Origin of the sequence: Bradyrhizobium sp. G127, from assembly GCF_021502575.1 — a bacterium.
GTDB lineage: Bacteria > Pseudomonadota > Alphaproteobacteria > Rhizobiales > Xanthobacteraceae > Afipia.
This window is the reverse complement of record NZ_JAKFGN010000001.1, coordinates 377,583-402,716: the sequence shown is the minus strand read 5'-3', so window position 1 is coordinate 402,716 and position 25,134 is coordinate 377,583. Positions and strand designations below refer to the sequence as shown.

The following is a 25,134-nucleotide window of genomic DNA, read 5'->3' as shown; positions in this document are numbered from 1 at the left end:
GATGTCTCCTGTCTCCCTGTTCCTGAATATTCTCTGGATTCTTCTCGGCGGCATCTGGATGGCTGCCGGCTGGGTAGTCGCTGCAATCATCATGGCGATCACGATCATCGGCCTACCCTGGGCGCGGGCTGCGTTCAACATCGCGGCCTACACATTGTTTCCGTTCGGCCAAAAGGCGGTATCGCGCGACCTAGTAACAGGGCAGTCCGACATCGGCACCGGACCGCTCGGCTTCATCGGCAACCTGATCTGGCTGGTGCTGGCGGGCTGGTGGCTGGCGCTCGGTCATGTCGTCACAGCCGTGCTGCTGGCGGCGACCATTGTCGGCATCCCGTTCGCATGGGCGCATCTGAAACTGGCCGGCATCGCGCTGTGGCCGATCGGAAAGATCATCGTGCCGGCGTAACGGCTCTTCCCCCCGCAACGCGAACCAGTCTTGCTTCGAGGCTTGTTTTTCCGAAAGATCTGTTTCTTTCGAAGACATGGCTGGTCTTCGCCGGCAAAACATTGCCTGTCGCGAACCGAAGGGTCATCTGGTTGAACGCGGTCATGCAACGGCGAACGCCATGCACGGCTGCTGGACAAACCCATGGCCGGAGGTCACATGCCTGATTTCCCCTTTCACACAGCGCTCATTGTCGGCGCGGGTCCCGGCATCAGTTCATCGCTGGCGCGGCAGCTCCGCGCGGCAGGAGTCACGGTCGGGATGGCCGCGCGCAACGTCGAGAAGCTGGCGCCGCTCGCCGCCGATATCGGCGTCAGAACATTCGCAGTGGACGCTTCGAATCCCGCTGCCGTGCAGCAGCTGTTCGCCGACTTCGACAAGCACCTCGGCGAGCCCGACGTCGTTATCTACAATGCCAGCGCCCGCGCGCCGGGACCGATCGCGGAGATCGATCCGGAAAATCTCAGGCGTGCGCTGGAGATTTCCGCGTTCGGCGCGTTTCTGGTGACGCAGCAGGCCGCGCGCCGGATGACGCCGCATGAACGCGGCGCGATCCTGCTCACGGGTGCGACCGCCGGCGTCAAGGGCTTCCCGCTCTCGGCGGCCTTCGCGATGGGCAAGTTCGCGCTGCGCGGCCTTGCGCAGAGCGCAGCCCGCGAACTCGGACCGAAAGGCATTCACGTCGCGCACTTCGTGATCGACGGCGCGGTGCGCAGCGCCAGCCGGCCCGATAGGTCCGACAACACGCTCGATCCCGACGGCATTGCCCAGACCTATCTCGATGTATTGCGGCAGCCCCGGAACGCGTGGTCGCTGGAGGTCGAGGTGCGACCGTGGATCGAAAAATTCTGACAGCGGCCTTGCCGAAAAACTCCGCGATCGAGAATCATCTCCCGAGCGCATTCAGGTCAAATGTGTTCGCACTGATCCCTTTTAGATAGACTTTTTCTGCAAACCCTCGCAGCATGCAGTCTGCTCGAGGCAGCGCGCATTGATCCATATCCACTGTTCGCTCTCCTCGCGGCGGTAGAAGCTGGAATGCACCTCAGCCTTTACGAGTTCGCACGTGTCGGTATGGGCCCATGATGATCAGAAAAATGAAGAGTCGGAGTTACGTGAGACGGGTTGGAATAGCGTTTGCAGTCATGGCAGGATCGTCGTCGATCGCATTGTCTGCTGACTTGAAGAAAGGCGAACAGCTCGGGCGCCGATGGTGTGCAAGCTGTCATCTTGTGGCGGCAGATCAGGTTCAGGCAAATGCGGACGTTCCGTCATTCCTGTCCATTGCCCAGCAGCCGAATTTCAAGTCGGAAAAAGTTGCGGCATTCCTGCTCGACCAGCATCCCAAGATGCCGAATTTCTCGCTCAGCCGGCAGGAGATCGATAACATCGCCGAGTATATCGCATCCCTCGCAGGCAAGCATCGCAAGGACAATCCAGGATCTTCCTTCCCGCAGCGGTCGAAGCTATGAGCAAGCTTCAGACAACATCTGTGAGAGCCTCGATCTTCACGGTTGGCATCATTGTGAGCCTCGCGGCGCTGCAGTCATCCGGAAAAACCCAGGAGTTCGGCGATCCGGTTCAGGGTGCAATCCTGACCCAGAAAATCTGCTCCACGTGTCACGGCGTGGCGCGCGGTGAGGCCTCGCCGAATCCGGCGGCTCCGAATTTCAACCATATCGCAGGCATCAAGGGCATGTCGGCGACCGCGTTGAATGTCGCGTTGCTGACCCCTCATCATCAAATGCCGAATCTGATTCTGACTTCGCAGGAGCGGGCCGATGTCATCGCCTTCATTCTGGGCCTGAAAGAGAAGTAGCAGAAACGAGTCAGGCGCGCCGTGCCGACAATCGGCTCAGATGGTGCGATTCGAACGTGTGACCGTCGCCTGAAAGAGGGCTACGCGGACTCCACCAGAGCCTATAAAGCCCCTGCCAGCCGTTGCCCCGCAGGGGCCAATCGGCTAAATGGATGACGCTGCACCCGTAGCTCAGCTGGATAGAGCGTTGCCCTCCGAAGGCAAAGGTCACACGTTCGAATCGTGTCGGGTGCGCCATCTCCCCGTTCAAGGATGGTGGTTTTCCCTTTCCCCAACAAGTTTGGCACACCCGGCCTGTCGAGGCTCGGCCTGCTGAAGGTGGGCCAGTGCTCGCCCGACGCCGCCTTGAGGGAGGGGCCAAGCGTACTGCGACGAGGGCGGCCCATAACTCCGCCAAGCGTGCACGGACAACGAAATAGCCTATTGGCGCCTCACAGAGTACCGACCGCTTCAGCTCGAACCGATCTCGCGAGCCAGACCGCCAATGAGCCGCGGCAGGATGCAAGCCGTTAGGATCTCGTAGGACCATTCGAGGTCAGAAATCCGACCATAGCATTAGTGATGGCCGGCTCCGGTTGCCATATTCATCCGACAACTAACGCCATTGTGCGCCTGTCCGCTTGATCGACACCATACTTTCGAAATAAGCCGATTGTCTCCGGTAGGCCGACAGCCGCGGCCGGGCGGCAGTGACGGGTCGATCAGCGCGAGCTCATCCGGACCTAGAACGGAGTGTGAGTGACGTTCAAGTACAACTTTCTCAGAGATTAATTCGGATCCTTTACAGATGGCGCAAAGGTAATGATTTTTGAGATCTGTCCGTTGCGACCGACTGTGATCTGGTCGCCTCCGCGAGCAAACTCCTTGCCATCGGCCTGGACGATAACCCAAGTCAACAAAGCCACATTGTGGTGCGAAGAGACATCGCCGATTTCAAAATGCCCTCCCGGGAAATTCTTATGAAACGTGGCCATGTCTTCCATGACGAGCGATCGAGCGGTGGACAGGTCATGTCTAGCGGTTTGATATTCAATGTTCTCACTCAAAACCTCTGTGGCGATTTTCAAGCGTTCCTCCATCGAGGTCGTATTCCATGCGCTTAGATATTTCTCGTACAGCTTCCAGGCTTCTTGATTAGTCATAACGGATACTCCTCCTTTCGCCGCATCCGGAGCCGCCTGTACGGAAACCGAGATCGATAAAATCACCAAACTCGCTAAGATCGTTGCGTTACGCAACATTGTGCTCTCACGCCGGCGTGCCGGGATGGGGTGTGAATTGGAGGAAGCCATTTATCGTTCCTTTGACATGGCGCCGGGATTGCGTGCGCCCGTCAATTGTTAGCGTGTCGATGTGTCAGAAACTGTCAGCATCGAGCGCCAGTCGCGATCCTGCTGCCGCCACCGCGCTATGAGCGATTGGCGTCGCCCGGGGTAGCGCTCTTCCAAAATCGTCCTCACGTGCACGCGATCGACGCGGAAGTGGCGGAAGGCCGATCTGTGTTCGCACCAGGCCGCCAACACACGCACATCGTCGAAATAGACGATAGCGATCGGCCAGATGGTGCGATCCGACAACGAGCCTTGCGCGTCTTCGTAGCCGATCGCGACCTTACGTTGCCGACGTATGGCATCTCGCAATAGTGCGACCTGCGGAGGATCCACGCGCTCAGACACCGAGGCCGCCGTTACAGCAGGTGGTTCACCGCTCGTCGCTGGAGCATTGTTCCTCGCGGAAAGTATTTTCGCCAAAGCGCGTTCGCTGCCTTGTGCCAGGGCAGGATCGGCCCGCTGCCGCACCCAGCCCAGGCCAAGTATCAACGCGTCCAGTTCGTCCGATGAAAATGCGAATTCCGGAAGAAAAAATCCTTCTCCCAAGCAATAGCCAATACCCGCTTGCCCATCGAGAGGCGCTCCGAGCGAGCGCAACGCTTCAATGTCCCGGTATACGCTCCGCCGCGAGATGCCCAGTTCACGCGCCAGATGCAGGGCCGTAACGGGCGTCCTGCGTGCGCGCAGCAGGTTGATCAGTTCAAAAAGGCGACTCGTCCTCGACATGGTCCGAATCTTCCTTCGCAGGCCTTGTACGCTAAACCGTGCGATCCAGACGGCGATCTCATCGTGTTCGCGACACCGCTGTTACCTTCATATTCCGTAACATAGATCGACTTACGTCGGTTTTCGAGAGCGTGCCATGCTTCGAAGGTTCAGGTGATCTCCTGCCGGGCCAGCCGCGATGCGGAAAAGATTTCCCATGTGACCATGAACATCGCGGCGATGACCGGCCCAATGACGAATCCATGCAGACCGAACACTTCGATGCCGCCGAGCGTGGAGATCAGCACGACATAGTCGGGCAGCTTGGTGTCCTTGCCGACAAGGAACGGCCGCAACACGTTGTCGACCAGCCCGATGACGAAGATGCCGTAAGCGATCAGGACGATGCCCTGCCATATCGCGCCGGTCGCCAGCAGATAGATCGCCACCGGCACCCACACCAGACCGGCTCCGATTGCCGGCAGCAGCGACAGGAACGCCATGATCACCGCCCATAACAGCGGCGCGTGGATTCCGAGAAACCAGAACGCCAGTCCGCCGAGCGCGCCCTGCGCGATGGCGACCAGAATGCCGCCCCTCACCGTGGCACGAACGACGAGTGCAAATCTGGAAAACAGCGCGCGCTCCTGGTCCTCCCGCAAGGGAACGGCCGCATGGATACGCCCAAGCAGTGCATCGCCATCCTGCAGCAGGAAGAAAAGCAGATACAGCATCACGCCGAGGCCGATGATGAAATCGAATGTGCTCGAACCGATGTTGAGCGCTTGGGTCGCGATGAACTGGCTGCCTTTGACGAGGCCCGCTGTCAGCCCGTCCCGCATCGAACTCAGGTCCGCCAGACCGAACCGGCCAAGCCAGTCCTTTGCCCATGCTGGCAAGACATCGAGAACCTCTTGCGCGTTCTTGATAAAATCAACGTCGCCCGACTGAACCTTGCCATAGAGATTCGACGCTTCCCGTCCGAGGGAAGCGGCAATCATCGTCAGCGGCAGGATGACGATGGCGATAATGACAAGGATCGTGATCGGAGCGGCAAGCACGGGCCATCGCATGGATTTCGCCAACCACCGGCAAAGCGGAGCGAAAATGATCGCAGCGATGATTCCCCATAAAATGGCTCCGTAAAACGGCTGGAGAATCCAGGCGAACGCCAGCGATACCGCGATGACCAATATCAGCAAGCTCTGGTCTTCAATGCTGCGCACGCCGCCTCACTCGTTTCTCGAGCCGGACGCCGGCTCCCTGCAACCAATCTTGACGGCGAAGTCTATGCCAGCCGTGTGGAGCGAACAACGGAGACGATCTTTTCGAAGGCGCGGCCACGCGCCTCATCCGGCAGAGATCAATGGTGGCGGCGGCAGAAATTGCCGCGCGCCCGCCGCGGCGCGGGCCTTCTACTGCGCGGCAATGGTTTTTTTCGGCGATTTGCCGGATTCCGGCTCATCCGGCAGATCCGGCACCAGCGACGGCGCCGGCTGGGACTGGCGCACGCAGTTTCGGCCGTCGGATTTGGCGCGGTAAAGCGCGGCGTCGGCGGCTTCGATCAGCCGCCGCCACGCGAACTGTCCGAGGCTGCCTTTGGCGACGCCGAAGCTCGCCGTGACTTTCACCGTCGCGCCATCGGACAGCACGATCCGGCTCTCTTGCAGCCTGCTGCGAATTCGCTCCGCCAGCGCCAGCGCCTCGCCGATGTCGCGGCCCGGAATCAGGATGACGAATTCCTCGCCGCCGAAACGCGCGAACAGGTCGTTCACCCCGAGCATCGGACGTATCGACTGAATGGTTTCCTTCAACACCCGGTCGCCTTCAAGATGACCGTGCCGGTCGTTGATGGACTTGAAATGATCGACGTCCATGAGAATAAGGCAGACGCCGTCCGCCATCACCTGACTGCTGGTATGACTCTCGCCGATCATGTCGAGCGCGCGGCGGTTCATCAATCCGGTCAGGCCGTCGGTCTCGGCCTGCACCTTGAGCTGCCGCGTCAGCGACGCGCGCTCCGCCAGACTGTCGCGCAGGATGCCGATGGCATCGAACAGGCGGCGCATCTCGATGGCGTGAGGCCGCTCGTGGCGAAACACGGTGAGACGATCCTCGGCCAGCGCGATCACGGCCTCGCGCGCCCGCAGCAACGGGCCGAATACAAATCGCTGGGCCGCCAGAACCAGACCGACCAGCACCGCAAGGATAATCATCGTAATGGCGATCGTGACCGTCAGGATCACCAGCGCACCGGTGCGAATCTCGGTGAGGCGCTCGATCGCGACGTCGAGAAACGCGCCGCGTAACTGTTCCAGCGGCTTCAGCGTGTCGACAAAACGGACGGTGAATTCATCGGCGGTCATCGTGTAGTTGCCCGACTTCCGGCCTTCCGCGATCAACGTGTCAATAAGGCCCAGGCCTTGGCCGAAAAACATCCGCTCGGCATCGCCCAGCGGCACCGCCAGGCGCGGATCGCCGCGGCTGGCGACGGCATGATCTCCAACCAGATTCCACAGTTCGAGAATGCGGCCGCGGGTCCGGTTGCTGTCGATGAGATTCTTCAACGGCAGCGGCTGGCTGATGGCGATCGGGGCGACGATCTGCGACCCGATCCTTCCGCCGAACTCCCGCAGATCGCTGAAGATGCGGCCGGTCATGACCGGCTCCGCCAGTGCAGGATTTGACGCGGTCAGCATCCCCGCCTTCCATGCGACCACGGACTGGAACGTATCGACGACCTTGAACATGCTCTCGATCGACGACTGCACATCGTCGAGGCCTCGGCGTTCGAGCGGCGTGGCTGCGACGCCGTCTACCTGCCGACGCGCTTCCAGAAGCTGCGCCCTCACCGGCTTCAGCAGATCGGCGGGTACGCCTGCGCCGAACGGCGCGGATACCTGATCGAGAATGGCGTCGCTGCGGGCGCGGAATGCATTCAGCCGCTCGCGCAACACACCGTGCGTCACGCCGGCGTCGCCGAGCACGCTGTTGGACGGCCCGCGTTCGGCGGACAGAAGATTGGCCGCGCTGAGGATGATCCGATAGCTTTCCAGCCCGCGCAGATTCTGCCGCGCCCGGCGATAATCGTCGAAAGAACGGCCGATCACGCCGACAGCCAGAATCGAGGTGCAGATGAACGCAATTCCCGCGCCGACCAGGAGCTTGCGGCGCAGGCTGTGATCGCCGCCGCATGACGCATGTCTGGCGACCTGAAGTTTGACACGCCGAAGGGTCGCTCCGATGTGATTGATCGACCCCGGGGTCATCGTCTTCTTATTCCTTCACCGCGCAGGGTTCTTATCCGCTGCCATAAGCGCATGCGGGAATTGCGTTTGCGTAAAATGACACAGTTAAGATTGCATCCAGAACCAGTGATGGTTGCAGGCGAAATTCTGCTCGCGCTTCACGTAAAGCCCGGCCGCACAACTATCTCTGCAAGCGGAGCCAGTGCGCGTTAGGGAAAAATTCAGCCTGATTCATCGCTGAATGTTAAAATCGAAAAACGGCCGTTCGCGCGGCGCGTGGCTCGCGATGCCGGTCCATTCCCGGCGGGCTCTGACCGTCGTTCTCCGGTCAGGAGCGGCGCGCGCGGCGATGCGGATTGACCTGCGGGGTCTGCGGAAGCCAGTAGTTCGGCTGGCAATAGCCGGACGTGCCGGACACCGCCTGCTGGCATTGCTCCAGTGTGGAGTAGCGGCAATCGCCCGGACCCCCCTCCGCCTTGCGGCAAAACGGATACTGCTGCGCTACCGCCGGGCCCGCGCCCAAAACCGGGACAGCGACCGCTGCCGCGACGATCAATAAAAATTTTCGCATGGTCATGGTGCTCTCCCTTGCGGCGATCATGCGCGGGTCCGGATCGAGCGTTCCTCCGGGGCGCACCACACGTCAAGCAACGAATGAGTGAGACCGCGCGCAAGGCAGACATTCGGCAACGGCAGTGCCCGGACGATCCGGCGCAATCGCGGCATTCCGCTACCTTGCCCGGCCGGTGCGGCGTGCCGGAACCCTTTCTGTGACACCTGCTTGTATGATGAGCGGGCCCAATCCAGCGGTCATGCAAGAGGCGTCCCGAGATGCGCAAGGTCATCGAGTTCGACGACGAGACCTGGCGGGCGCTGGTGCAGCTTGGCCGCGACCGTATGGCAACCCTTCAGGAGCTGGCGGACGAATCTTTCGCCGACCTGTTGAAGAAACACGGTGTACCGAAAGATCTCAAGGACGCCCTGCGCCGAAGCGCAAAGGCCGCAAGGAAAAGCGGTAAACCGGCGTCCCGAACCAGACGCCGGTAGATGGCGCGGGTAGCCTGGCTTGGATCAGTTGATTTTTCGATCACTTCGCCGCAGCGCTGACCGCCGCCTTGCAGGCCTCGGTCAGTTTGGCACTTTCCTTGGACAGACACGCGATAACACGGCCGCCACCCGGCAGGACATTGCTGCAATACTTCTCATAGTCGCCCTTGCAGGCATCGCGTTGCGCGGCGGTAAATTGCTGCGCGGATGCGAGCGTCGGGACAGCCAGCGTGAGGGCGGCAAGACAAATGCGCAGCATCGAATTCTCCTTGATTGAAGATAACAGGCAGCGAAAGACGGTCATTGTAACGAATCGGACAACCCAGCCGGCGCAGTTTGCAATCCGGAACGAACCAAGCAAGTATTTCGGCGATCTCACTCGCTGTCCGGGGAAACGCGCGCCGCGGACTTTATCGTCCTCGTCTCGACCTGGCCATATCGCCGTTTTCCCGTAATGCGTGATTCATGTCGCTGAACAAACCGACCAACGGTCCCGTTCTCATCACCGGATGCTCCAGCGGCGTCGGCTTTGCCGCGGCGAAACAGTTTCGCGCGGCGGGTTATGAAACTTTCGCGACGGCGCGCGATCCGGCGGCCCTGGAGGAATTGCGGGCGCTGGGCTGCCGCATCCTTGCCCTCGACGTCACCGACGAGAACGCGCGACGCGCGGCGGTCGATGTCATCGAGCGCGACCACGGCGCCATCGGCATTCTGGTGAACAACGCGGGCTACGGCCAGTACGGCCCGCTCGAGGAAATTCCCCTCGGGGCGCTGCGGCGGCAGTTCGAGACCAATGTGTTCGGCGGGCTTCGCCTGGCGCAACTGGCGTTGCCGGCGATGCGCAGCGCCGGACGCGGCCGGATTGTGAATGTCAGTTCGGTGGCGGGACGGGTCAGTTCGATCGGCGGCGGTGCCTATCACGCCACCAAATTTGCCATCGAGGCCTTGACCGACTCGCTACGTCCCGAGGTCGAGCCGTTTGGGATCGACGTGGTGAACGTGCTGCCCGGCCCGATCGCGACCCGATTCGGCGCCACATTGCTGACGACGATTCCGGAGACCGGTCCGCAGAGTCCTTACGCCTATTTCAAGCAGCGGCTGGCGGCGCGCATGACGAACTTTCTCGATCCGCGGGGATTCGGCGTGCTGAGCGCGGAGACCGTGGCGCGCACCGTCGTCAGGGCCGCGACCGTCGCGCGCCCGCGAACGCGGTATTATGTGGGATTCATTGCGCATCTCGGTCCGATCGGCCGCGCGCTGACGCCGGACCGGGTGGTGGATTTCATGACGCGGCGAGATGTGCCGGTGAAAAGGGAATGACGGCCGGCTTCAGCCGCGGTCGACCCGTTTCACCAGCGCCAGAAGGCAGGCCACTGCCCCGACCACGATCGTAAAGCAGCCGAGCCCGATCAGCGTCGCCTTAAACACAAACTCGTCGCGAAAGATCCACGCCGCAGTCTCCGCGCTGGCTTGAATTACAGGTTTGGCGCGACGTCAGACGCCGGATATCGACTGTCGAGAGACGAAACTCCGCAACCTCGACATGAAAAACCGGAGGTATCGATCAGGATGCCTCCGGTTGTCATCGTAGCTATACGTCAGACCGCGGTCAGGACTTCCGCATTCCGGCCTTCACCGCGTCCGCCGTGATCGGCAGCGCACGGACCCGCGCGCCGACCGCGTTGTAGATCGCGTTGGCGAGCGCCGGCGCCACCACCGTCACCGCAGGTTCACCCACGCCAGTCGGCGGCTCGCCATTGGCGATGACGTTGACCGCCACCTCGGGGATCTGGCTCATCCGCATCGGGGTGTAGCTGTCGAAGTTGGTCTGCTCGATCGCGCCATCCTTCATGGTGGCCTTCTCAAACAGCGCCAGCGACATGCCCCACAGCGCCGCGCCCTCGACTTGGGCGCGGATGCCGTCCGGGTTGACCTGGGTGCCGACATCAGTGGCCACCGTGAGCTTCTTCACCTTGACCTCGCCGCTGTCGTCCACCGCGACATGGGCGACGCAGGCCGTCCAGCTCGCGGTGGCGCGTTCCTGCGACGACACGCAGGCGACACCCATGCCTTCGCCCTTGGGCAATTTCTTGGTGCCGTAACCGGCCATGCCCATCGCCGCCAGCAGCGTGTTGCGCAGCCGCTGCGCGCCGCCGGCATTGGCACCGGCGCCGTCGAGCATGTCGATGCGGAATTGCGCCGGGTCTTTTCCGGCGGTCACCGCGAGTTCGTCGAGCATGCTTTCGACCGCCCAGAACGTCCAGCCGGGCGCGACCGAACGCAGCTGGCCCGATGGCGTCGCCGACTGCGCGAGTTCATTGAGGATCGCGCGGACATTATGGTTGGGCACGGTGTAGAAGAAGTCCGCGCCGTTCACCGTGAAGGCATCGAGCGCGCCCTTCTTTTCGACATCCGGCGACAGGAAGGCCGGAATGCCCCAGCGCTTGGTCGGCCACGCGCTGACCACGTCGTGATTGAACGCGACCAGCTTGCCGCTGTCGTCAAGACCGGCCTTGATCTTCTGGAAGGTGAGCGGACGCGAGAAGTCCATCGTCATGTCGTCCTCGCGCGAGTAGATCACCTTCACCGGCTTGCCGACGGCCTTCGCCGCCAGCACCGCCGGCACCATCATGTCGCCGTCGAGACGCCGGCCGAAGCCGCCGCCCAGCCACGCCTGATGCATAACGATGAACTTCGGATCGATGCCGAGCGCACCGGCCGCGATAGCGCCGGTGCGGGTGGCGAACTGGTTGCCGGAATACAGGTGCCAGATGTCGCCCTTCAGCTCAGCCGTGGCGTTCATCGGCTCCATCGGCGCATGGATGTTGATGTTGGTGGTGTATTCCGCCTCCATCACCTTCGCCGCCTTGCCGAGCGCGTCCGCGGTGTCGCCGTTCTTGACGAAGAACAGCCCGGAGGCGCTGTCGGCCTGCAGCTTCCGGGCCTCTTCGAGCAGGGAGGCGCTGGAGACCTTGGCGTTCGGTCCGTTGTCGTAGGTGATCTTCAGTGCATCTGCCGCCTTCTTGGCGTTGGCAAAGGTATTGGCGACCGCCACCACCCAGCCCGTGGTGGTGCCGGTCTTGTCGTCGATCGTCACCGCCTTGATAAAGCCCGGCACTTTCTTCGCCGCGCTGTCATCCACCGCCTTCACCGTTGCGCCGTAGCGCACCGGCGGCATCACGATCTTGCCGTAGACCATGCCGGGCAGAAACGCATCGATACCGTACTTCGCGCTGCCGTTGGTCTTGGACGGAATGTCGATCTGCGGGATTGAATGGCCGACCAGCGTATATTGATCCGGCGTCTTCAGCTTGAGCGCTTTCAGGTCATCCGGCGTGAAGGTTTTGGTCGCCTTGCCGCTTTTCACGATCTGCGCGAAGGTCAGCGACTTGTTCGACTTCGGATGCGAGATAGCGGAATCCCGCACCACCAATTCGCCGGCCGGCACGCCCATCATGGCGGCGGCAGCTTCGGTCAGCGCGATGCGGCCCGCGGCGCCGGCCCGGCTCATGGTCTCGAAGTTCATCATGGTGCTCCACGAGCCACCCGTGATCTGCGCGCCCAGCACCGGATCGTTGTACTTGGGATCGTTGGAGGCGAGTTGCACCCGCATGTCCTTCCAGCTTGCGCCGAGTTCTTCGGCCACGAGCTGCGCCATGGTCGAGGCCACATGCTGGCCCATGTCGGCTTTGCCGCAGGTCACCGTGACCAGACCGTCCGGCGCGATCGAATACCACACGCTCGGATCGAAGCTGCCGGGCGCGGCGAGCGCGGCTGAACCCGGAACGGAGACGAAGCCGAGGGCGAGACCGGCGGCTGATGCGCCGACCACGAACGAGCGGCGGCTGAGGTCGGTCGATGATGAATTCAACTTGATGTGCTTGTTCATGTCGCTCTCCGATCCGCTGGCGCGTTCGAGGCGGTGCGCATATCGGCGGCGGCCCGCATGATTGCCTTCTGAATTCGTGAATAGGTCATGCAGCGGCACAGGTTGCCGTCCATATGCGCGACCACTTCGTCCTTGGTCGGGTTGGTGTTCTTCGCAAGCAGCGATGCCGCCTGCATGATCTGCCCGGACTGGCAGTAGCCGCATTGCGGCACCTGTTCGAGTATCCAGGCCTTCTGTAACGGATGATCGCCCTTGGCGCTCAGTCCTTCGATGGTGGTGATCTTCTTGCCGGCGACGTCGCCGAGCGCGGTCTGGCAGGAGCGGACGGCTTCGCCGTTGACGTGAACCGTGCATGCGCCGCAAAGACCCGCGCCGCAGCCGAATTTCGTACCGGTCATCTGTAACTGTTCGCGAATGACCCAGAGCAGCGGCGTATCGTTGGCCGCGTCGACGGACATGCTCCGCCCGTTAATGCTGAGAGTGGGCATCGTTTCTTTCCCTGCCGGTGCACGACATCGCTTACGGCGATGACTGACGTCGAGGTCTTTCGTCCGCCATGCACCGGGTGGATGACGGACGCGCAGAGAATGAGCGCGTTTTTTTCCGCAGGCAATGCAAATTAGAATCGGTCAAAGCAAAATGAATTGCGCGGCGCGCGGCGTGGCTTTGTTGTGCAACGCGGCAACAAAGCCGGTTTGTCTTGTCAGGACAACGTGGCCGATGAGGTGCGTTGCGGAATCGTCATCGCAGCGATGCCGGCAATCACGCAGACCAGTCCGATCCAGACCGTCGGCGACAGCGTCTCGCCCAGAAATATCGCACCCACCGCGACGCCGATCGGCACGCGGAGATAGGCCTGTGCCGTTGCGCCAACAGAGCCTAGCGACTGGATCAGCTTGAAATAGATCACGAAGGCAATCGCGGTAGAGAACACCGCCAGTGCCAGCAGGGCGAGAAGCGAATGCGTTGACGGTGCGAGCGTCCACGGCTGATCGATCACGAGACTGAACGGCGTCAGCAGGATTGCACCGCAGATCAGCGATCCGGCGGCCGGCACCATCGGATCGAGGCCGTTGAAGTTGCGCCCGAACAGCGCCGACGCGCCGAACGCGACCGCGGAGAGAACCAGCGCAAGCTGCGCCAGGACATCCTTGCCAAGGCCGTTGAATGCATTGACGCCGACGACAAGACAGATTCCGGCAAGCCCCGCGGCGACGCCAAGCGACTGGCGCAGCGTTGGGCGCTCATGGCGGACGAACAGCAGCGTCAGCAGGAAGGCGAAGATCGGCGCGTTCGAGCCGAGAATGGTGGCGAGCCCGGCATCGACGTAACGGGTGGCCCACGCGATCAGCGTGAACGGGATCGCGCTGTTGAGGCAGGTCTGGATCATGAACCGCCGCCAGACCGCAGGATCGCGCGGCATGGCGATGCCGCGCAGGGCCACGATCACCAGCAGAATGATGCCCGCGATCAGCGTGCGCCCCGCGATCAGCGTCAGCGGAGGAATCGTCGCCACGCCGACCTTGATCAGCGTGTAGGCCGAGCCCCACAGCGTCGCCAGCAGCAACAGCAGCGCAAGGTTCAGCACGGTGCGTGGCTGCGGCGTCTCGATTGCAAGAGTCATGATATCGCCGCCAACTTTCTTCCGGTTCTTCCCGCCGACGTTGCCACGCCGAAACATTGTGGTGCTTCGATGCGAACGCAGGTTATCCGCCGCGCAGCAGATTGCCGTATTGCTCCGGCACCTCGATCTCAAACCCGAGGATCGCCGCCGACAGCGCCTTGCCGTAATTATCGAGGCTGAGACTGCGCGATACGCCGCCGCCGAGCGCGCCTTCCGCGACGAAATTCAGCGCCGCGAGGTTGTCGGCCTCATAACGCGTGACCTCGCCCTTGATCGCGCCGCGATAGAACGCCTTGAAGCGCGCCGCCGTCAGTTGCTCTTTCAACAGCGGATAGAATTCGTCGCGATACGCGATCACCGCGATGTTCGAGGTGTTGCCCTTGTCGCCGGAGCGGACATGCGCCACGCGTTCGAGCTTGACCTGCAAAGTATTTGGCATGGCTCAGCTCTCGTACCAGGCGATGACGGGGGCGACGGTCTCCCGCGGCACCAGGGTGGACCACACGCCGATAATCTCGCGGGTGCGGTCCTGATGTGGCACGCGCTTGCCGGTCATGGCGACGCCGGACACCGCCATGCCGTCGATCTCACGGCCGACCTTCATGGCTTCCTCGCGGGTCTTGCAGCGGGCCGCGACCCGCACCGCGACTTCATAGGGCTCCGGCGCATCGTCCGGTGTCGCCTCGCCATGGATGGCGTTGAGACCGAGGAAATCGATGCGCAGGTCGTCGGCCTTAAGCCCGACGATGCGGAAGCGCTCTTCGAGAATTTGCTTCGCGAGTTGCGCGCGGCGCAGCGCGCCGGGACCAGCATAGAAGAACATGTCTTCGCCGATAAAACCTTCCATGCAGCCCATCGAGACTTTCAGCGTCGGCGTGCGCGGCTTGCCGCCGATGGCGCTGACGCGCATGCGATCAGGCCCGACTTCTTCAAGTACCGCGCCGGTGAAATCCACCACCACATCCGGCGTGATGTAGTTGCGCGGATCGTGCACCTCGTAGAGCATCTGCTCTTTCACCGTCATGGCGTTGATCGCGCCGCCGGTGCCTGCGACCTTGGCGATCACCGCGCTGCCGTCACTCTCGACCTCGGCGATGGGGAACGCCAGATCCCACGGGTCCGGCACGTCCTTGAAGCCGGGATCGGCGAAATAGCCCCCGGTGACCTGCGCGCCGCATTCGAGCAAATGACCAAGCCCGCTGCCCGCGCCGAGCTTTGCAAAGTCGTCCGCGCGCCAGCCGAATTCATGCATCATCGGCGCGAGAAACAATGACGGGTCAGCGACGCGGCCTGTCACCACAATGTCCGCGCCCTGACGCAGCGCTTCGACTATCGGCTCCGCGCCGAGATAGGCCTCGGCGGAAATGATCTCGGACGCGATCGAGGAGACCGGCGCGCCGTTCTCAAGAATGGTGCCGCCAAGCGCCGCAATCCGATCCGTGATGAGGCTGCCGGAGACCGCGGCGACTTTCTTTCCTTTTGCGCCGTGCTCCCGCAGCAGTTCGACGATGCGCTGCGCCGCGCCGTCCGGATTGATCCAGCCCTGGTTGCTGATGATCCTGGTGCCGCGTTTCAGGCAGCCCGGCAGCACCGCTGTCACGCGGTCGTCGAGATAGGTGTCATAGCCGGGAAACGACGGATCGCGCCGCTTGCGCACCTGCGCCGCCGAAACGGTCGCTTCCGCCATGGTCTCGAAGCAGAGATAATCGAGGTCGCCCCGCTCGGCGTTGAGTTTCGCCGGCTCGATGCGGTCACCCCACCACGCCGATCCCGCACCTATCCGCAATGTCGACAAAAAGTTGATCCTCCCAGATCGGCTTTCGGCTTGCCTTGATCGACAAATCCAACAAGTATTTGCGCATGAAACTAGTGCCCTTCGTCACGCTTGTCGCCCTCGTCGTTGCGCATAGCCCTGTGCACGCCGGGCAGATACCGTCCTCGCCGTTCACCACCACGCTGTCCAATCACACACCGCTGGTGTTCGGCATGAGCGCCGACGATGCCGCTGCAGCGTTGGGCCAGCCGCTGGCCTATGTGAGCGGACGGCCGGGCAATGAAATCTTTCTGGTGATCCGCAATGTCGGCGGCAGCCGGTGGTCGTTCCGCGACGACCCGCTCTATCTCCAGTTCCGCGGCGGCCGCCTCACCGGCTGGAAGGCCGACTGGAGCCGCAACTGGATGTGGCAATAAGCGCCACCGCCTCTCATCCCTCTCATTCCAGACCACACCGGAGGACGTCCGCATGGGAAAGACCGTGACCTTGACTGCCTCAGACGGATTCAGGCTCGGCGGCTATCGCGCCGATCCCGCGTCAAAACCAAAGGGCGCGGTCGTGGTGATCCAGGAAATTTTCGGAGTCAATTCGCATATCCGCAACATCTGCGACCGGCTGGCGAACGAAGGCTATGTCGCCATCGCGCCCGCAATCTTCGACCGCATCGAGCCTGACTTCCAATCCGGCTACACGCCGGAGGAAGTGGCGGTGGCGCGCAAATTCGTCGCAGCACCGGACTGGCCGGCGATGCGGCGCGATACGCAGGCGGCGATCGATGCGGCGGCAGGTGTCGGCCCGGTCGGCATCATCGGCTTCTGTCTCGGCGGCAGCGTCGCCTATGTGGCAGCGACCAAACTTTCAGGCTTGAGCGCGGCGGTCGGCTACTATGGCGGCGCGGTGGCGCGCTTCGCCGACGACAAACCCACGGTGCCGACACAACTGCATTTCGGCGAGAAGGACGGCGGCATTCCGTTGAGCGATATCGAGACCATCAAGGCGAAGCGGCCGGAGGTGGAGGTGTTCGTCTATCCCGGCGCGCAGCACGGTTTCGGCTGCGACGAACGCACCAGTTACGACAAGGCGAGTTCTGATCTCGCCTGGCAGCACAGCCTTGCGTTCTTCGGGACGCACTTGAAGTAAGCCGTCACCCAAGAATAGAGCGTCGTCCCGGCGCAGGCCGGGACCCATACTCCCTGAGTTCACATTTCAGGAAGCTCGGCTATCCTGCCAAAACATTGCCGATGGTGGTTATGGGTCCCGGCCTGCGCCGGGACGACGCGTGGATGAATCACGCAACACCACGCTAGCACCGCACCAGCGGCACAGAACTAGAACCACCGCTCGGCGACGACAATCGTATCGCCGGGCTTGAGGAAGGTGCCGGGCGGCACGACCGCCTGCGCGGCGCCGGCCTCGCCCACCCGCGTCAGCTTGATCGCGCCGCGTTCCGCGCGCGGGGTGAAGCCGCCGGCGATGGCCACCGCGGTTTCCACCGTCAGCTTCGGCACGTAGGGATACTGTCCGGGGGCCGCCACTTCGCCGAGAATGAAGAACGGACGGTAGGTGTCGATCTCCGCCGCCACATACGGCTCGCGCAGATAGCCCTTCTTCAGCCGCGCCGTGACGGAAGCAGCGAGTTCGGCGGGCGTCAGACCGCGCGCGGGCACCGCGCCGATCAGCGGCATGGTGATCGCGCCGCTGGCGCCAACGGCGTAGGTGTTGGTGAGACCGTCCTGGCCGTAGACCACGACACGCAGCTTGTCGCCCGCATCGAGCCGGTAAGGCTCATCGACGGGGGCGTAGCCGGTCGTCGCCGCCGGAGACGTGTGCATGCAGCCGGAAACAGCCAGCGCAAAAAAAACGACAGCGATCAGCGACAACCGCGACGCACGCATGAAACGCTCCGGGCCTGTCCTCACATGAGAGACAGGCCCGGTGTGCGGCATTTATGGTTAACAAAGGGTAAGCAGGCATCCGGAAAGCAAATGTTCCCCGTCATTGCGAGCCAACGGGTCCGGCCAAAAGCGCGTTCACGCGCGTCTTTGACGCGCTATGGCCGCCCCGATGATAAACTCCGCGAAGCAATCGAGAAAGAAACAGAAAAGGCAGGATTGCTTCGTCGCAAGTGCTCCTCGCAATGACGTTTACGCGCTCACGCCCACGCCGATCGGGCACGACACGCCGGTGCCGCCGAGACCGCAATAGCCGGCGGGATTCTTCGCCAGATACTGCTGGTGATAATCCTCAGCGAAATAGAACGGACCGGCCGGGGCGATCTCCGTGGTGATCGATCCGTAGCGCTTGTCCTTCAACGCCTTGTTGTAGGCATCCTTCGACGCCAGCGCGGCCTTCATCTGCGCATCGCTGGTGGTGTAGATCGCCGAGCGGTACTGCGTGCCGATGTCGTTTCCCTGACGCATGCCTTGGGTGGGATCGTGACTTTCCCAGAACGTCTTGAGCAGCGCGTCGTAGGAGACCTTCTGCGGATCGAACACCACCAGCACCGCTTCGGTATGGCCGGTGCGGCCCGAGCAGGTCTCCTCATAGGTCGGATTCGGGGTCGCGCCGCCGGCATAGCCGACCGCCGTGACATAGACGCCCTCCATTTCCCAGAACTTGCGCTCGGCGCCCCAGAAACAGCCGAGGCCGAAAATCGCGGTCTCGAGGCCGGCCGGATACGGGCCCTTCAGCGCATGGCCGTTGACGAAATGGGTCTTCGCGGTGGGAAGCGCCGTCGCGCGGCCCGGCAGGGCATCCGCAGCACTCGGCACTTCAAGGGATTTGCGGGAGAAGAACATGGCTGCTCCTGATGGCTGGCGTGTCTGATTTTGACGACACTCTATATGTGTGTCTACGCAACAGACGCTATGATGTTACGGTTGGGCCATTCCATCATATCTGCGGCATCGCCGGAGCCGGTCGGGTGGCGGAAAAGACGATCTCAGTTCCGCGAGTAGCCGATCAGCGGCTTGCTCGGCCGGAACACCAGCATCAGCAGGATGCCCAGGATCCCCATCACAGCCCAGGCCGGCTGGTTGAGCAGCAGCTTCATCACGCTGCTCCAGAGCAAGGGCGAGACCCCCTCGACCATGGCCTGAAACGACTGCTGGCTAGCCTGGTTGATGTCGTTCCACAGCTCGCCGAGACGGGTGATCCGCAGCGTCTGGTCGGCGATGGTTCGGGCTCCGTCGTAAACCAGCGACAGGAAGCCGACGACCAGCAAAAACAGCCCGATCAGACGAAAAAACCCGCGGATCATCGTTTACCCCTTCTATTCAACCACTTTTACCGGTGCCGGAAGGCCCGATCCGGTCCCGGAAGGCCCAAAACGGGCCCGGAAATCGTTGACGGTCCGGACCAGTGTCCCTATAAGAACCCGCAACTGGCGGCGGGCGCAATCCTGCCGCCGATGTTCTTTAAGAGCATGTTCTGTTAGACGTGTCCTTAGCGAAGAACATTTCAGAGCACACCATTTTCACCCAGCATCGGCCGAACGGTCGATATCGATCAGACCGGCGGCTCACAATGGCAGCCGCAGCCTGACGGACCGAGAGAAACCGAGAGACCATGGCCAATACAACCTCTGCCAAGAAGGCGACTCGCAAGATTGCCCGTCGCACCGTGATCAACAAGTCGCGCCGTACCCAGATGCGCGGCTCGGTTCGCACCGTTGAGGACGCCATCAAGAACGGCGACCGCACCGCCGCCCTCGAGGCGATGAAGCGCGCGGAACCGGAACTGATGCAGGCAGCGCAGCGCAACATCATTCACAAGAACAACGCGAGCCGGAAGGTGTCGCGCCTCACGCACCAGATCGCGAAGCTCGCCAAGTAATCCGGCGGCGGATCGTCCGAACGACCGGACATATGATCGCGAGTGAGTTCTCACTCATCAAATGAACTGATCCGAAAAAGCTGACCAACAAAAGCCCGGCCGATGCCGGGCTTTTTCTTTTGCGGTTGCACTGCCGATCGGACTGCAATGCACGCCGACCATCGTCAGACGAACACCATTCAAGGTTAATTGCTCCGACGACGAACGGCTTCTGCCGCGCGTGCGATGTTTTCAAATTGCAAGGGCGCTGATGCTGCACGACCGAAACAGCGCGAAGGGTTACCCTCTCCCGCCGATCACGAAAATCCACGCATGACGAAGACCTTATCGGCATAGCGGCGAACAGCAGTTGGAAAACGCGATCGCGACCGGATCAAACGTATATTTTTTATGAACGAGGTTTTGGCGATCGCGCGATTTGTGACAGTTGTCCGACTTTTCGAATCTGTGCACAGATTCAAAACCTTGCTGTTTTGTCATGAAGCGCTGACGGTTTCACATCACCCGCAAGTCGAATTTCAACCGCGCGATCCAGAATCAATTTCATTGCGAGCCGCAGCGCCTCGTGTATTTCTTATTCCGTCGCGTCGCCCACGGCTCTTCTGATCAGCGCGGTTTGAGAACCTTGGGCGGGCATGCAAGTCAGTTACGGGTCTGCACGTCAGCGGCGCTTTCCAAGCGATGGTCGGGTTCAAACTCACGCGGTTTGTGAGGGCGGCTTGCCGTGTCGAAATGTCTCCACCGCGGGCCGGACCGATCCGGAAACCGCGTAACAAAGTGAGACAGCCATGGACGGACATATCCAGCGCTTCGAAGGGTTGAAGTTTTGGAGTTGAGCCTGAAGTCGAAGGCATGATCGCGAAAGCGAAGAGCGGTTCGGTCCGGATCGTGCCCGGGGCAGGTGATGAGGCGGCGAGTGGAATTCAGCGAAGCGGAATTCGGCTTGAGGGTTGAACGGGCGAGACGAAGCGGCGGGTAAGTCCGACAGTCAACTGATCGGACGGCGCGACAGAACTGAACAAACGAACGTGACGATAACTTGCCGCGGCTTGTCCGCGGCCGGAGGGGGAGTTTTTATGTCCAGAAATATCCAGCGTCAGCAGAACTTCCTCACGGTATTCCGTTTCATCAATCCGGTTTCGATTGACACGCCAGCCGCGCCCTGCGGCCCGCCTCTTTATTCCAGTACGCGCTGACGCCGCGCGCGGCGTTCTCCTTACATCGCAGCAATGCCTCACGGTGCACCAGCACCGAACGGCGGAGCGTCCGCGGCAACGGGAGAAGCAGAGCGGCGTCGGCAAAATAATTTCGTGGCGATCGTATCGCCGGACCAGAACTCAATCAGAAGATCACAGCAAAAATGACCATCTCGGCACAAACCATCCCAACCGGCATCGAACTGGCAGACACCGAGCGCGACCAGTGGGCGCGATTCAAGGACCGGCTTCGCACCAATGTCGGCGAGGATTTCTATACGAGCTGGTTCGCGCGCATGGACCTCGAGCGCATCCATGACGATTGCGTGCACATGACGGTGCCGACCAAATTCCTCAAGAGCTGGATTCAAACCCACTACACCGACCGCGTTCTGGCCTGCTGGCAGGCGGAAGCGCCCGGCGTCACCCGCGTTGAACTGACGGTGCGCACCGCGATGCGATGCGCCGCTCCGATGAAGGACGCAAAGTCGCCGCAGGACCTGCGCCGTCCGGAGCAGACCGGCAATCGCCCCGCGCCCGAACTGCGCAACACCGCAACGGCGCCCGTCTCGGCCAGCCACGACGCGCTCGGCGGCTCGCCGCTCGATCCGCGCCTGACCTTTGCGACCTTTGTCATGGGCCGCTCCAACACGCTGGCGCACGCCGCGGCCCGTCAGGTGGCCGAGGGCCGCCGCGGCGACAGCGTGATGTTCAACCCGCTCTACATTCACGCCGGTGTGGGTCTGGGCAAAACTCATCTGCTGCAGGCGGTGACGTGGGCCGGAAATTCCGGCACCGAACGCAAGGTGCTGTATCTGACCGCCGAAAAATTCATGTACGGCTTCGTCGCCGCGCTGAAATCGCAGACGGCGCTGGCCTTCAAGGAAGCGCTGCGCGGCATCGACGTATTGGTGATCGACGACCTGCAGTTCCTGCAGGGCAAATCGACCCAGTCGGAATTCTGTCACACCCTGAACGCGCTGATCGACGCCGGCCGTCAAGTCGTGATCGCCGCCGACCGGCCGCCGTCCGATCTGGAAAGCCTCGATGACCGGGTGCGCTCGCGCTTGGCCGGTGGCCTTGTGGTCGAAATGGGATCGCTCGGCGAGGAGCTGCGGCTGGAAATCCTGAAGTCGCGCGTCTCCGCCGCGAAGGCGCATCACGCCACCTTCGACGTGCCGATGCCGGTGCTGGAATATCTTGCCAGGACCATCACCCATAACGGCCGCGACCTCGAAGGCGCGATCAACCGTCTCCTCGCTCACAGCAAGCTCAACGCCACCACCGTGACGCTGGAAATGGCCGAGCGCGAGGTGCGCGATCTGGTGCGGCCGATGGAGCCGAAGCGGGTCAAGATCGAGGACATCCAGCGCGTGGTGGCCCGGCAGTACAATGTCAGCCGCTCGGACCTCTTGTCCTCGCGCCGCACCGCCAATGTGGTCCGCCCGCGTCAGGTCGCGATGTATCTGGCCAAGACGCTGACGCTGCGCTCGCTCCCCGAGATCGGACGCCGGTTCGGCGGCCGCGACCACACCACGGTGCTGCATGCCGTCCGCAAGATCGAGGCGCTGGTCGCCAAGGACATTTCGCTGTCCGACGAGGTAGAACTCCTGAAGCGCCAGCTTCAGGAGTGAGTCCTCCCCGGGCTAATGGTCCGAGATAACAGGCGGGGAAAGCCGCCTTCCAGCGGCGCAAACCCTTGCGCTTCGCGGCCAACCGCGTCACCTTACGGTCCCCCGCGGCCCCCGGCGAAGCCCCCGCTTTGCCGGTCTGCGGGTTCAGTCGCCGTGGCGCTGTCCAGCCGCCCGGCACCTCCAATAGCGATATGGACCTGTCCGGGATTTGCGGACTTGCTCCGGACTTGGAACTCCAGATGTGGAGTTTCAGAACTTGGGATCGGGCGGAAGTGTCATGAAGGTTACCGTCGAGCGGGCGCAACTCCTGAAATCGCTGAGCCACGTTCACCGCGTGGTGGAACGCCGCAACACGATCCCGATCCTGGGCAACGTGCTGATCCGCGCCGAGAAATCGCGCCTCAGCCTGAAGGCCACCGACCTCGATCTCGAAGTCACCGAAACGCTCGCGGCCGAAGCCGGCACTGGCGGCTCCACCACGGTGCCGGCGCACATGTTCTACGACATCGTGCGCAAGCTGCCGGACGGTTCGCAGATCGTACTGGAAGGCGACGGTGACAGATCAGTTCTTGCGATCCGCGCCGGCCGCTCGCGCTTCACGCTGCAGACGCTGCCCGAGAGCGACTTCCCCGATCTCGCCGCCGGCGACATGACGCATTCGTTCACGCTGGCCGCGGCCGACATGAAGCGGCTGATCGACCGCACGCAGTTCGCGATCTCCACCGAAGAGACGCGCTATTATCTTAACGGCATCTATCTCCACGCAGCGGGCAGCGCCAAGGAGGCGACGCTGCGCGCGGTCGCCACCGACGGCCACCGCCTCGCGCAGGTCGATCTGCCGCTGCCGAAGAGCGCCGCGGGCATGCCGGGCGTCATCGTGCCACGCAAGACGGTCGGCGAAGTGCAGCGCCTGATCGAGGACAACGAGGCCGAGATCAAGATCGAACTGTCGCAGGGCAAGATCCGCTTCACCATCGGCGACGTGGTGCTGACCTCGAAGCTGATCGACGGCACTTTCCCCGATTACGGCCGCGTCATTCCGCAGAACAACGACAAGGAACTGATCGTTGACAAGAAGGATTTCGAGGCCGCTGTTGATCGCGTCTCGACGATTTCATCCGAGCGCGGCCGCGCCGTGAAGCTCGCGCTCTCCCCCGGCAAGCTGGTGCTGTCGGTGACCAATCCGGATTCGGGAAGTGCGACGGAAGAACTCGAAGTCGAATACGCCTCCGATCCGCTCGATATCGGCTTCAACTCGCGCTATCTGCTCGACATCGCGGCGCAGATCGAAGGCGAGGTCGCGGTGTTGCGTCTGGCCGATCCCGGTTCGCCGACGCTGGTGCAGGACAAGGATTCCAAGGGCGCGCTCTACGTCCTGATGCCGATGCGGGTGTAGAAACCCGCATTCTGCTGTAAGACGGCTCACCATGACCGTCTCCCGCATTCTGCGCCTCAGCCTCACGCATTTCCGCAACTACCGCGCGGCGAGTGTGGATACGCGTGGCGATGTCGTGGTGCTGGTCGGCCCCAACGGAGCCGGAAAGACCAACTGCCTCGAAGCGATTTCGTTTCTGTCCCCCGGGCGCGGACTGCGCCGCGCCACGCTGGACGACGTTGCCGACATCCAGGGCGACGGCTCGTGGGCAGTCTCGGCCGAAGTGGAAGGCGCGCTCGGCCTTGCCACGCTCGGCACCGGCATCGACGCGCCGGCGTCCGAAGGCGCGTCGTCAAGCCGCCGCGCGCGGATCGACCGCGAGCCGGTCACCTCCGCCGCCGCCTTCGGCGATCATCTGCGCATGGTGTGGCTGACTCCGGCGATGGACGGCCTGTTTATGGGTGCAGCGTCGGAACGCCGCCGTTTCTTCGATCGCCTCGTGCTCGCCATCGATTCTGAGCATGCCAGCCGCGTTTCTGCACTGGACCGCTCGCTGCGCTCCAGAAACCGCCTGCTGGAAGACCGCAACTTCGACGCCCACTGGTGCGACGCCATCGAGCGCGAGACGGCAGAACTGGCCGTCGCCGTCGCCGCACAGCGGGGCCAGACCTTGCAGCGATTGAGTACGATGCTCGCCGCGCGCGGCAGCAAATCGGCTTTTCCGTCCGCGCTGATCGCGCTCGACGGCTGGATGGAGAACGCGCTGCTTAATGAACCCGCCACCGCCGTCGAGGACCGTTACCGCGACATGCTGCGCGACAGCCGCGCGAAAGACGCCGCCGCAGGGCGCACGCTGAACGGGCCGCACCTGACAGACTTGCAGGTGATCTACGCCCCGAAGAACATGCCGGCGCGCGATGCCTCCACCGGCGAGCAGAAGGCGCTGCTGATCGGCCTCATATTGGCTCACGCCACCCTTGTGGCCGAAATGACCGGCATCACGCCGCTGCTGCTGCTTGACGAAATCGTCGCCCATCTCGACCCCAATCGCCGCGCGGCGCTGTTCGATGAACTCGCAACCCTCGGCGCGCAGGTCTGGATGACCGGCGCGGACCCGGTGGCATTCACCGACGTCGCCGCGCGCGCGGACATTTTCGATGTCGAGGCGGGAACGGTGAAGCGGCGGGGGTGACCTCGTAACGCGATCTTTCGT

Annotated in this window: 26 protein-coding genes and 1 tRNA gene; 13 read left to right on the top strand and 14 right to left on the bottom strand. The window is 62.5% G+C overall.

What is annotated here, in order from left to right:
* Window position 1: 1 nt before the first annotated feature.
* The 5 genes from LVY71_RS01985 (at window position 2) to LVY71_RS01965 (ending at window position 2,501) form a co-directional block, all read left to right on the top strand.
* Entirely contained in the window at window positions 2–406 is a 405-nt protein-coding gene (locus LVY71_RS01985) for a YccF domain-containing protein (RefSeq protein WP_235097680.1), read from the top strand.
* A 198-nt stretch (window positions 407–604) separates the two neighbouring features.
* Window positions 605–1,297 (top strand): SDR family NAD(P)-dependent oxidoreductase, encoded by a 693-nt coding sequence (locus tag LVY71_RS01980; protein WP_235097678.1) that lies wholly within the window; start codon window positions 605–607, stop codon window positions 1,295–1,297.
* A 293-nt stretch (window positions 1,298–1,590) separates the two neighbouring features.
* Window positions 1,591–1,917: a c-type cytochrome gene (locus LVY71_RS01975; protein WP_235097676.1), complete on the top strand. Its 327-nt coding sequence runs from the start codon at window positions 1,591–1,593 to the stop codon at window positions 1,915–1,917.
* Window positions 1,914–2,264, top strand: coding sequence for a c-type cytochrome (locus LVY71_RS01970; RefSeq protein WP_235097674.1), 351 nt, complete (start codon window positions 1,914–1,916; stop codon window positions 2,262–2,264). The genes LVY71_RS01975 and LVY71_RS01970 overlap by 4 nt, the downstream gene beginning before the upstream one ends.
* A 160-nt stretch (window positions 2,265–2,424) precedes the next feature.
* A tRNA-Arg gene (locus tag LVY71_RS01965) sits at window positions 2,425–2,501 on the top strand.
* Window positions 2,502–3,031: 530 nt separating this feature from the next.
* Here LVY71_RS01965 and LVY71_RS01960 read toward each other — a convergent pair.
* From LVY71_RS01960 to LVY71_RS01940, 5 genes are all read right to left on the bottom strand, one after another.
* Window positions 3,032–3,556: a nuclear transport factor 2 family protein gene (locus LVY71_RS01960; protein ID WP_235097672.1), complete on the bottom strand. Its 525-nt coding sequence runs from the start codon at window positions 3,554–3,556 to the stop codon at window positions 3,032–3,034.
* A gap of 48 nt (window positions 3,557–3,604) precedes the next feature.
* Complete coding sequence (locus LVY71_RS01955) at window positions 3,605–4,321, bottom strand: helix-turn-helix transcriptional regulator (RefSeq protein WP_235097670.1); 717 nt, start codon at window positions 4,319–4,321, stop codon at window positions 3,605–3,607.
* A gap of 149 nt (window positions 4,322–4,470) precedes the next feature.
* Window positions 4,471–5,526, bottom strand: coding sequence for an AI-2E family transporter (locus LVY71_RS01950; RefSeq protein WP_235097668.1), 1,056 nt, complete (start codon window positions 5,524–5,526; stop codon window positions 4,471–4,473).
* Window positions 5,527–5,715: 189 nt separating this feature from the next.
* Window positions 5,716–7,569, bottom strand: coding sequence for a GGDEF domain-containing protein (locus LVY71_RS01945; RefSeq protein ID WP_235097666.1), 1,854 nt, complete (start codon window positions 7,567–7,569; stop codon window positions 5,716–5,718).
* Window positions 7,570–7,876: 307 nt separating this feature from the next.
* The gene (locus tag LVY71_RS01940) at window positions 7,877–8,125 is read right to left on the bottom strand and encodes a DUF3551 domain-containing protein (protein WP_235097665.1); all 249 of its coding nucleotides are present in this window, start codon (window positions 8,123–8,125) and stop codon (window positions 7,877–7,879) included.
* A 254-nt stretch (window positions 8,126–8,379) separates the two neighbouring features.
* Here LVY71_RS01940 and LVY71_RS01935 point away from each other — a divergent pair, with 254 nt between their 5' ends.
* Complete coding sequence (locus tag LVY71_RS01935) at window positions 8,380–8,595, top strand: hypothetical protein (RefSeq protein WP_235097663.1); 216 nt, start codon at window positions 8,380–8,382, stop codon at window positions 8,593–8,595.
* A 40-nt stretch (window positions 8,596–8,635) separates the two neighbouring features.
* On the opposite strand, the gene LVY71_RS01930 is transcribed toward LVY71_RS01935, so the two are convergent.
* Window positions 8,636–8,854: a cysteine rich repeat-containing protein gene (locus LVY71_RS01930; protein WP_235097661.1), complete on the bottom strand. Its 219-nt coding sequence runs from the start codon at window positions 8,852–8,854 to the stop codon at window positions 8,636–8,638.
* Window positions 8,855–9,060: 206 nt separating this feature from the next.
* Between LVY71_RS01930 and LVY71_RS01925 the strand changes: the two genes are divergently transcribed.
* The gene (locus LVY71_RS01925; protein WP_235097660.1) at window positions 9,061–9,915 is read left to right on the top strand and encodes an SDR family NAD(P)-dependent oxidoreductase; all 855 of its coding nucleotides are present in this window, start codon (window positions 9,061–9,063) and stop codon (window positions 9,913–9,915) included.
* Window positions 9,916–10,204: 289 nt separating this feature from the next.
* On the opposite strand, the gene LVY71_RS01920 is transcribed toward LVY71_RS01925, so the two are convergent.
* The 5 genes from LVY71_RS01920 to LVY71_RS01900 form a co-directional block, all read right to left on the bottom strand.
* Window positions 10,205–12,484 carry a xanthine dehydrogenase family protein molybdopterin-binding subunit gene (locus tag LVY71_RS01920; protein WP_235097658.1) on the bottom strand — a complete coding sequence of 760 codons (2,280 nt, stop codon included), beginning with the start codon at window positions 12,482–12,484 and terminating at the stop codon, window positions 10,205–10,207.
* Window positions 12,481–12,972 carry a (2Fe-2S)-binding protein gene (locus LVY71_RS01915; RefSeq protein WP_235097656.1) on the bottom strand — a complete coding sequence of 164 codons (492 nt, stop codon included), beginning with the start codon at window positions 12,970–12,972 and terminating at the stop codon, window positions 12,481–12,483. Before LVY71_RS01915 ends, LVY71_RS01920 begins: the two co-directional genes overlap by 4 nt.
* 215 nt (window positions 12,973–13,187) lie before the next feature.
* Window positions 13,188–14,108: a DMT family transporter gene (locus LVY71_RS01910; RefSeq protein ID WP_235097653.1), complete on the bottom strand. Its 921-nt coding sequence runs from the start codon at window positions 14,106–14,108 to the stop codon at window positions 13,188–13,190.
* An 82-nt stretch (window positions 14,109–14,190) separates the two neighbouring features.
* Window positions 14,191–14,547: an AtuA-related protein gene (locus LVY71_RS01905; protein ID WP_235097651.1), complete on the bottom strand. Its 357-nt coding sequence runs from the start codon at window positions 14,545–14,547 to the stop codon at window positions 14,191–14,193.
* Window positions 14,548–14,550: 3 nt separating this feature from the next.
* Window positions 14,551–15,903 (bottom strand): acyclic terpene utilization AtuA family protein, encoded by a 1,353-nt coding sequence (locus LVY71_RS01900; RefSeq protein WP_235097649.1) that lies wholly within the window; start codon window positions 15,901–15,903, stop codon window positions 14,551–14,553.
* Between the two features lie 65 nt (window positions 15,904–15,968).
* Here LVY71_RS01900 and LVY71_RS01895 point away from each other — a divergent pair, with 65 nt between their 5' ends.
* Together LVY71_RS01895 and LVY71_RS01890 are read left to right on the top strand one after the other, a co-directional pair.
* Window positions 15,969–16,298, top strand: coding sequence for a hypothetical protein (locus tag LVY71_RS01895; RefSeq protein ID WP_235097647.1), 330 nt, complete (start codon window positions 15,969–15,971; stop codon window positions 16,296–16,298).
* A gap of 52 nt (window positions 16,299–16,350) precedes the next feature.
* Window positions 16,351–17,022 carry a dienelactone hydrolase family protein gene (locus LVY71_RS01890; RefSeq protein WP_235097644.1) on the top strand — a complete coding sequence of 224 codons (672 nt, stop codon included), beginning with the start codon at window positions 16,351–16,353 and terminating at the stop codon, window positions 17,020–17,022.
* 188 nt (window positions 17,023–17,210) lie between these two features.
* On the opposite strand, the gene LVY71_RS01885 is transcribed toward LVY71_RS01890, so the two are convergent.
* From LVY71_RS01885 to LVY71_RS01875, 3 genes are all read right to left on the bottom strand, one after another.
* Complete coding sequence (locus tag LVY71_RS01885) at window positions 17,211–17,777, bottom strand: polysaccharide biosynthesis/export family protein (RefSeq protein WP_235097643.1); 567 nt, start codon at window positions 17,775–17,777, stop codon at window positions 17,211–17,213.
* A 249-nt stretch (window positions 17,778–18,026) separates the two neighbouring features.
* Complete coding sequence (gene msrA / locus LVY71_RS01880) at window positions 18,027–18,680, bottom strand: peptide-methionine (S)-S-oxide reductase MsrA (RefSeq protein WP_235097641.1); 654 nt, start codon at window positions 18,678–18,680, stop codon at window positions 18,027–18,029.
* A 143-nt stretch (window positions 18,681–18,823) separates the two neighbouring features.
* The gene (locus LVY71_RS01875) at window positions 18,824–19,141 is read right to left on the bottom strand and encodes a hypothetical protein (RefSeq protein WP_235097639.1); all 318 of its coding nucleotides are present in this window, start codon (window positions 19,139–19,141) and stop codon (window positions 18,824–18,826) included.
* A 308-nt stretch (window positions 19,142–19,449) separates the two neighbouring features.
* On the opposite strand from LVY71_RS01875, the gene rpsT reads away from it, so the two are divergent.
* From rpsT to recF, 4 genes are all read left to right on the top strand, one after another.
* A complete protein-coding gene (gene rpsT, locus LVY71_RS01870) occupies window positions 19,450–19,716 on the top strand; it encodes a 30S ribosomal protein S20 (RefSeq protein WP_235097637.1) in 267 nt (88 codons plus the stop codon).
* Window positions 19,717–21,076: 1,360 nt separating this feature from the next.
* Window positions 21,077–22,546, top strand: a complete 1,470-nt coding sequence (gene dnaA / locus LVY71_RS01865) for a chromosomal replication initiator protein DnaA (RefSeq protein ID WP_502797526.1) — start codon at window positions 21,077–21,079, stop codon at window positions 22,544–22,546.
* A 277-nt stretch (window positions 22,547–22,823) separates the two neighbouring features.
* Window positions 22,824–23,942 (top strand): DNA polymerase III subunit beta, encoded by a 1,119-nt coding sequence (gene dnaN, locus LVY71_RS01860; protein WP_235097635.1) that lies wholly within the window; start codon window positions 22,824–22,826, stop codon window positions 23,940–23,942.
* 31 nt (window positions 23,943–23,973) lie between these two features.
* On the top strand, window positions 23,974–25,113 hold the full coding sequence (recF, locus tag LVY71_RS01855; protein ID WP_235097633.1) for a DNA replication/repair protein RecF: 1,140 nt from the start codon (window positions 23,974–23,976) through the stop codon (window positions 25,111–25,113).
* Window positions 25,114–25,134: the final 21 nt, after the last annotated feature.

What these genes read in the sequence shown, in the direction of transcription:
- LVY71_RS01985 (WP_235097680.1), top strand. Translation starts at nt 2, where the DNA reads ATGTCTCCTGTCTCCCTGTTCCTGAATATTCTCTGGATTCTTCTCGGC.
- LVY71_RS01980 (WP_235097678.1), top strand. Translation starts at nt 605, where the DNA reads ATGCCTGATTTCCCCTTTCACACAGCGCTCATTGTCGGCGCGGGTCCC.
- LVY71_RS01975 (WP_235097676.1), top strand. Translation starts at nt 1,591, where the DNA reads ATGGCAGGATCGTCGTCGATCGCATTGTCTGCTGACTTGAAGAAAGGC.
- LVY71_RS01970 (WP_235097674.1), top strand. Translation starts at nt 1,914, where the DNA reads ATGAGCAAGCTTCAGACAACATCTGTGAGAGCCTCGATCTTCACGGTT.
- LVY71_RS01960 (WP_235097672.1), bottom strand. Translation starts at nt 3,556, where the DNA reads ATGGCTTCCTCCAATTCACACCCCATCCCGGCACGCCGGCGTGAGAGC.
- LVY71_RS01955 (WP_235097670.1), bottom strand. Translation starts at nt 4,321, where the DNA reads ATGTCGAGGACGAGTCGCCTTTTTGAACTGATCAACCTGCTGCGCGCA.
- LVY71_RS01945 (WP_235097666.1), bottom strand. Translation starts at nt 7,569, where the DNA reads ATGACCCCGGGGTCGATCAATCACATCGGAGCGACCCTTCGGCGTGTC.
- LVY71_RS01940 (WP_235097665.1), bottom strand. Translation starts at nt 8,125, where the DNA reads ATGACCATGCGAAAATTTTTATTGATCGTCGCGGCAGCGGTCGCTGTC.
- LVY71_RS01935 (WP_235097663.1), top strand. Translation starts at nt 8,380, where the DNA reads ATGCGCAAGGTCATCGAGTTCGACGACGAGACCTGGCGGGCGCTGGTG.
- LVY71_RS01930 (WP_235097661.1), bottom strand. Translation starts at nt 8,854, where the DNA reads ATGCTGCGCATTTGTCTTGCCGCCCTCACGCTGGCTGTCCCGACGCTC.
- LVY71_RS01925 (WP_235097660.1), top strand. Translation starts at nt 9,061, where the DNA reads ATGTCGCTGAACAAACCGACCAACGGTCCCGTTCTCATCACCGGATGC.
- LVY71_RS01920 (WP_235097658.1), bottom strand. Translation starts at nt 12,484, where the DNA reads ATGAACAAGCACATCAAGTTGAATTCATCATCGACCGACCTCAGCCGC.
- LVY71_RS01915 (WP_235097656.1), bottom strand. Translation starts at nt 12,972, where the DNA reads ATGCCCACTCTCAGCATTAACGGGCGGAGCATGTCCGTCGACGCGGCC.
- LVY71_RS01910 (WP_235097653.1), bottom strand. Translation starts at nt 14,108, where the DNA reads ATGACTCTTGCAATCGAGACGCCGCAGCCACGCACCGTGCTGAACCTT.
- LVY71_RS01905 (WP_235097651.1), bottom strand. Translation starts at nt 14,547, where the DNA reads ATGCCAAATACTTTGCAGGTCAAGCTCGAACGCGTGGCGCATGTCCGC.
- LVY71_RS01895 (WP_235097647.1), top strand. Translation starts at nt 15,969, where the DNA reads ATGAAACTAGTGCCCTTCGTCACGCTTGTCGCCCTCGTCGTTGCGCAT.
- LVY71_RS01890 (WP_235097644.1), top strand. Translation starts at nt 16,351, where the DNA reads ATGGGAAAGACCGTGACCTTGACTGCCTCAGACGGATTCAGGCTCGGC.
- LVY71_RS01885 (WP_235097643.1), bottom strand. Translation starts at nt 17,777, where the DNA reads ATGCGTGCGTCGCGGTTGTCGCTGATCGCTGTCGTTTTTTTTGCGCTG.
- msrA (WP_235097641.1), bottom strand. Translation starts at nt 18,680, where the DNA reads ATGTTCTTCTCCCGCAAATCCCTTGAAGTGCCGAGTGCTGCGGATGCC.
- LVY71_RS01875 (WP_235097639.1), bottom strand. Translation starts at nt 19,141, where the DNA reads ATGATCCGCGGGTTTTTTCGTCTGATCGGGCTGTTTTTGCTGGTCGTC.
- rpsT (WP_235097637.1), top strand. Translation starts at nt 19,450, where the DNA reads ATGGCCAATACAACCTCTGCCAAGAAGGCGACTCGCAAGATTGCCCGT.
- dnaA (WP_502797526.1), top strand. Translation starts at nt 21,077, where the DNA reads ATGACCATCTCGGCACAAACCATCCCAACCGGCATCGAACTGGCAGAC.
- dnaN (WP_235097635.1), top strand. Translation starts at nt 22,824, where the DNA reads ATGAAGGTTACCGTCGAGCGGGCGCAACTCCTGAAATCGCTGAGCCAC.
- recF (WP_235097633.1), top strand. Translation starts at nt 23,974, where the DNA reads ATGACCGTCTCCCGCATTCTGCGCCTCAGCCTCACGCATTTCCGCAAC.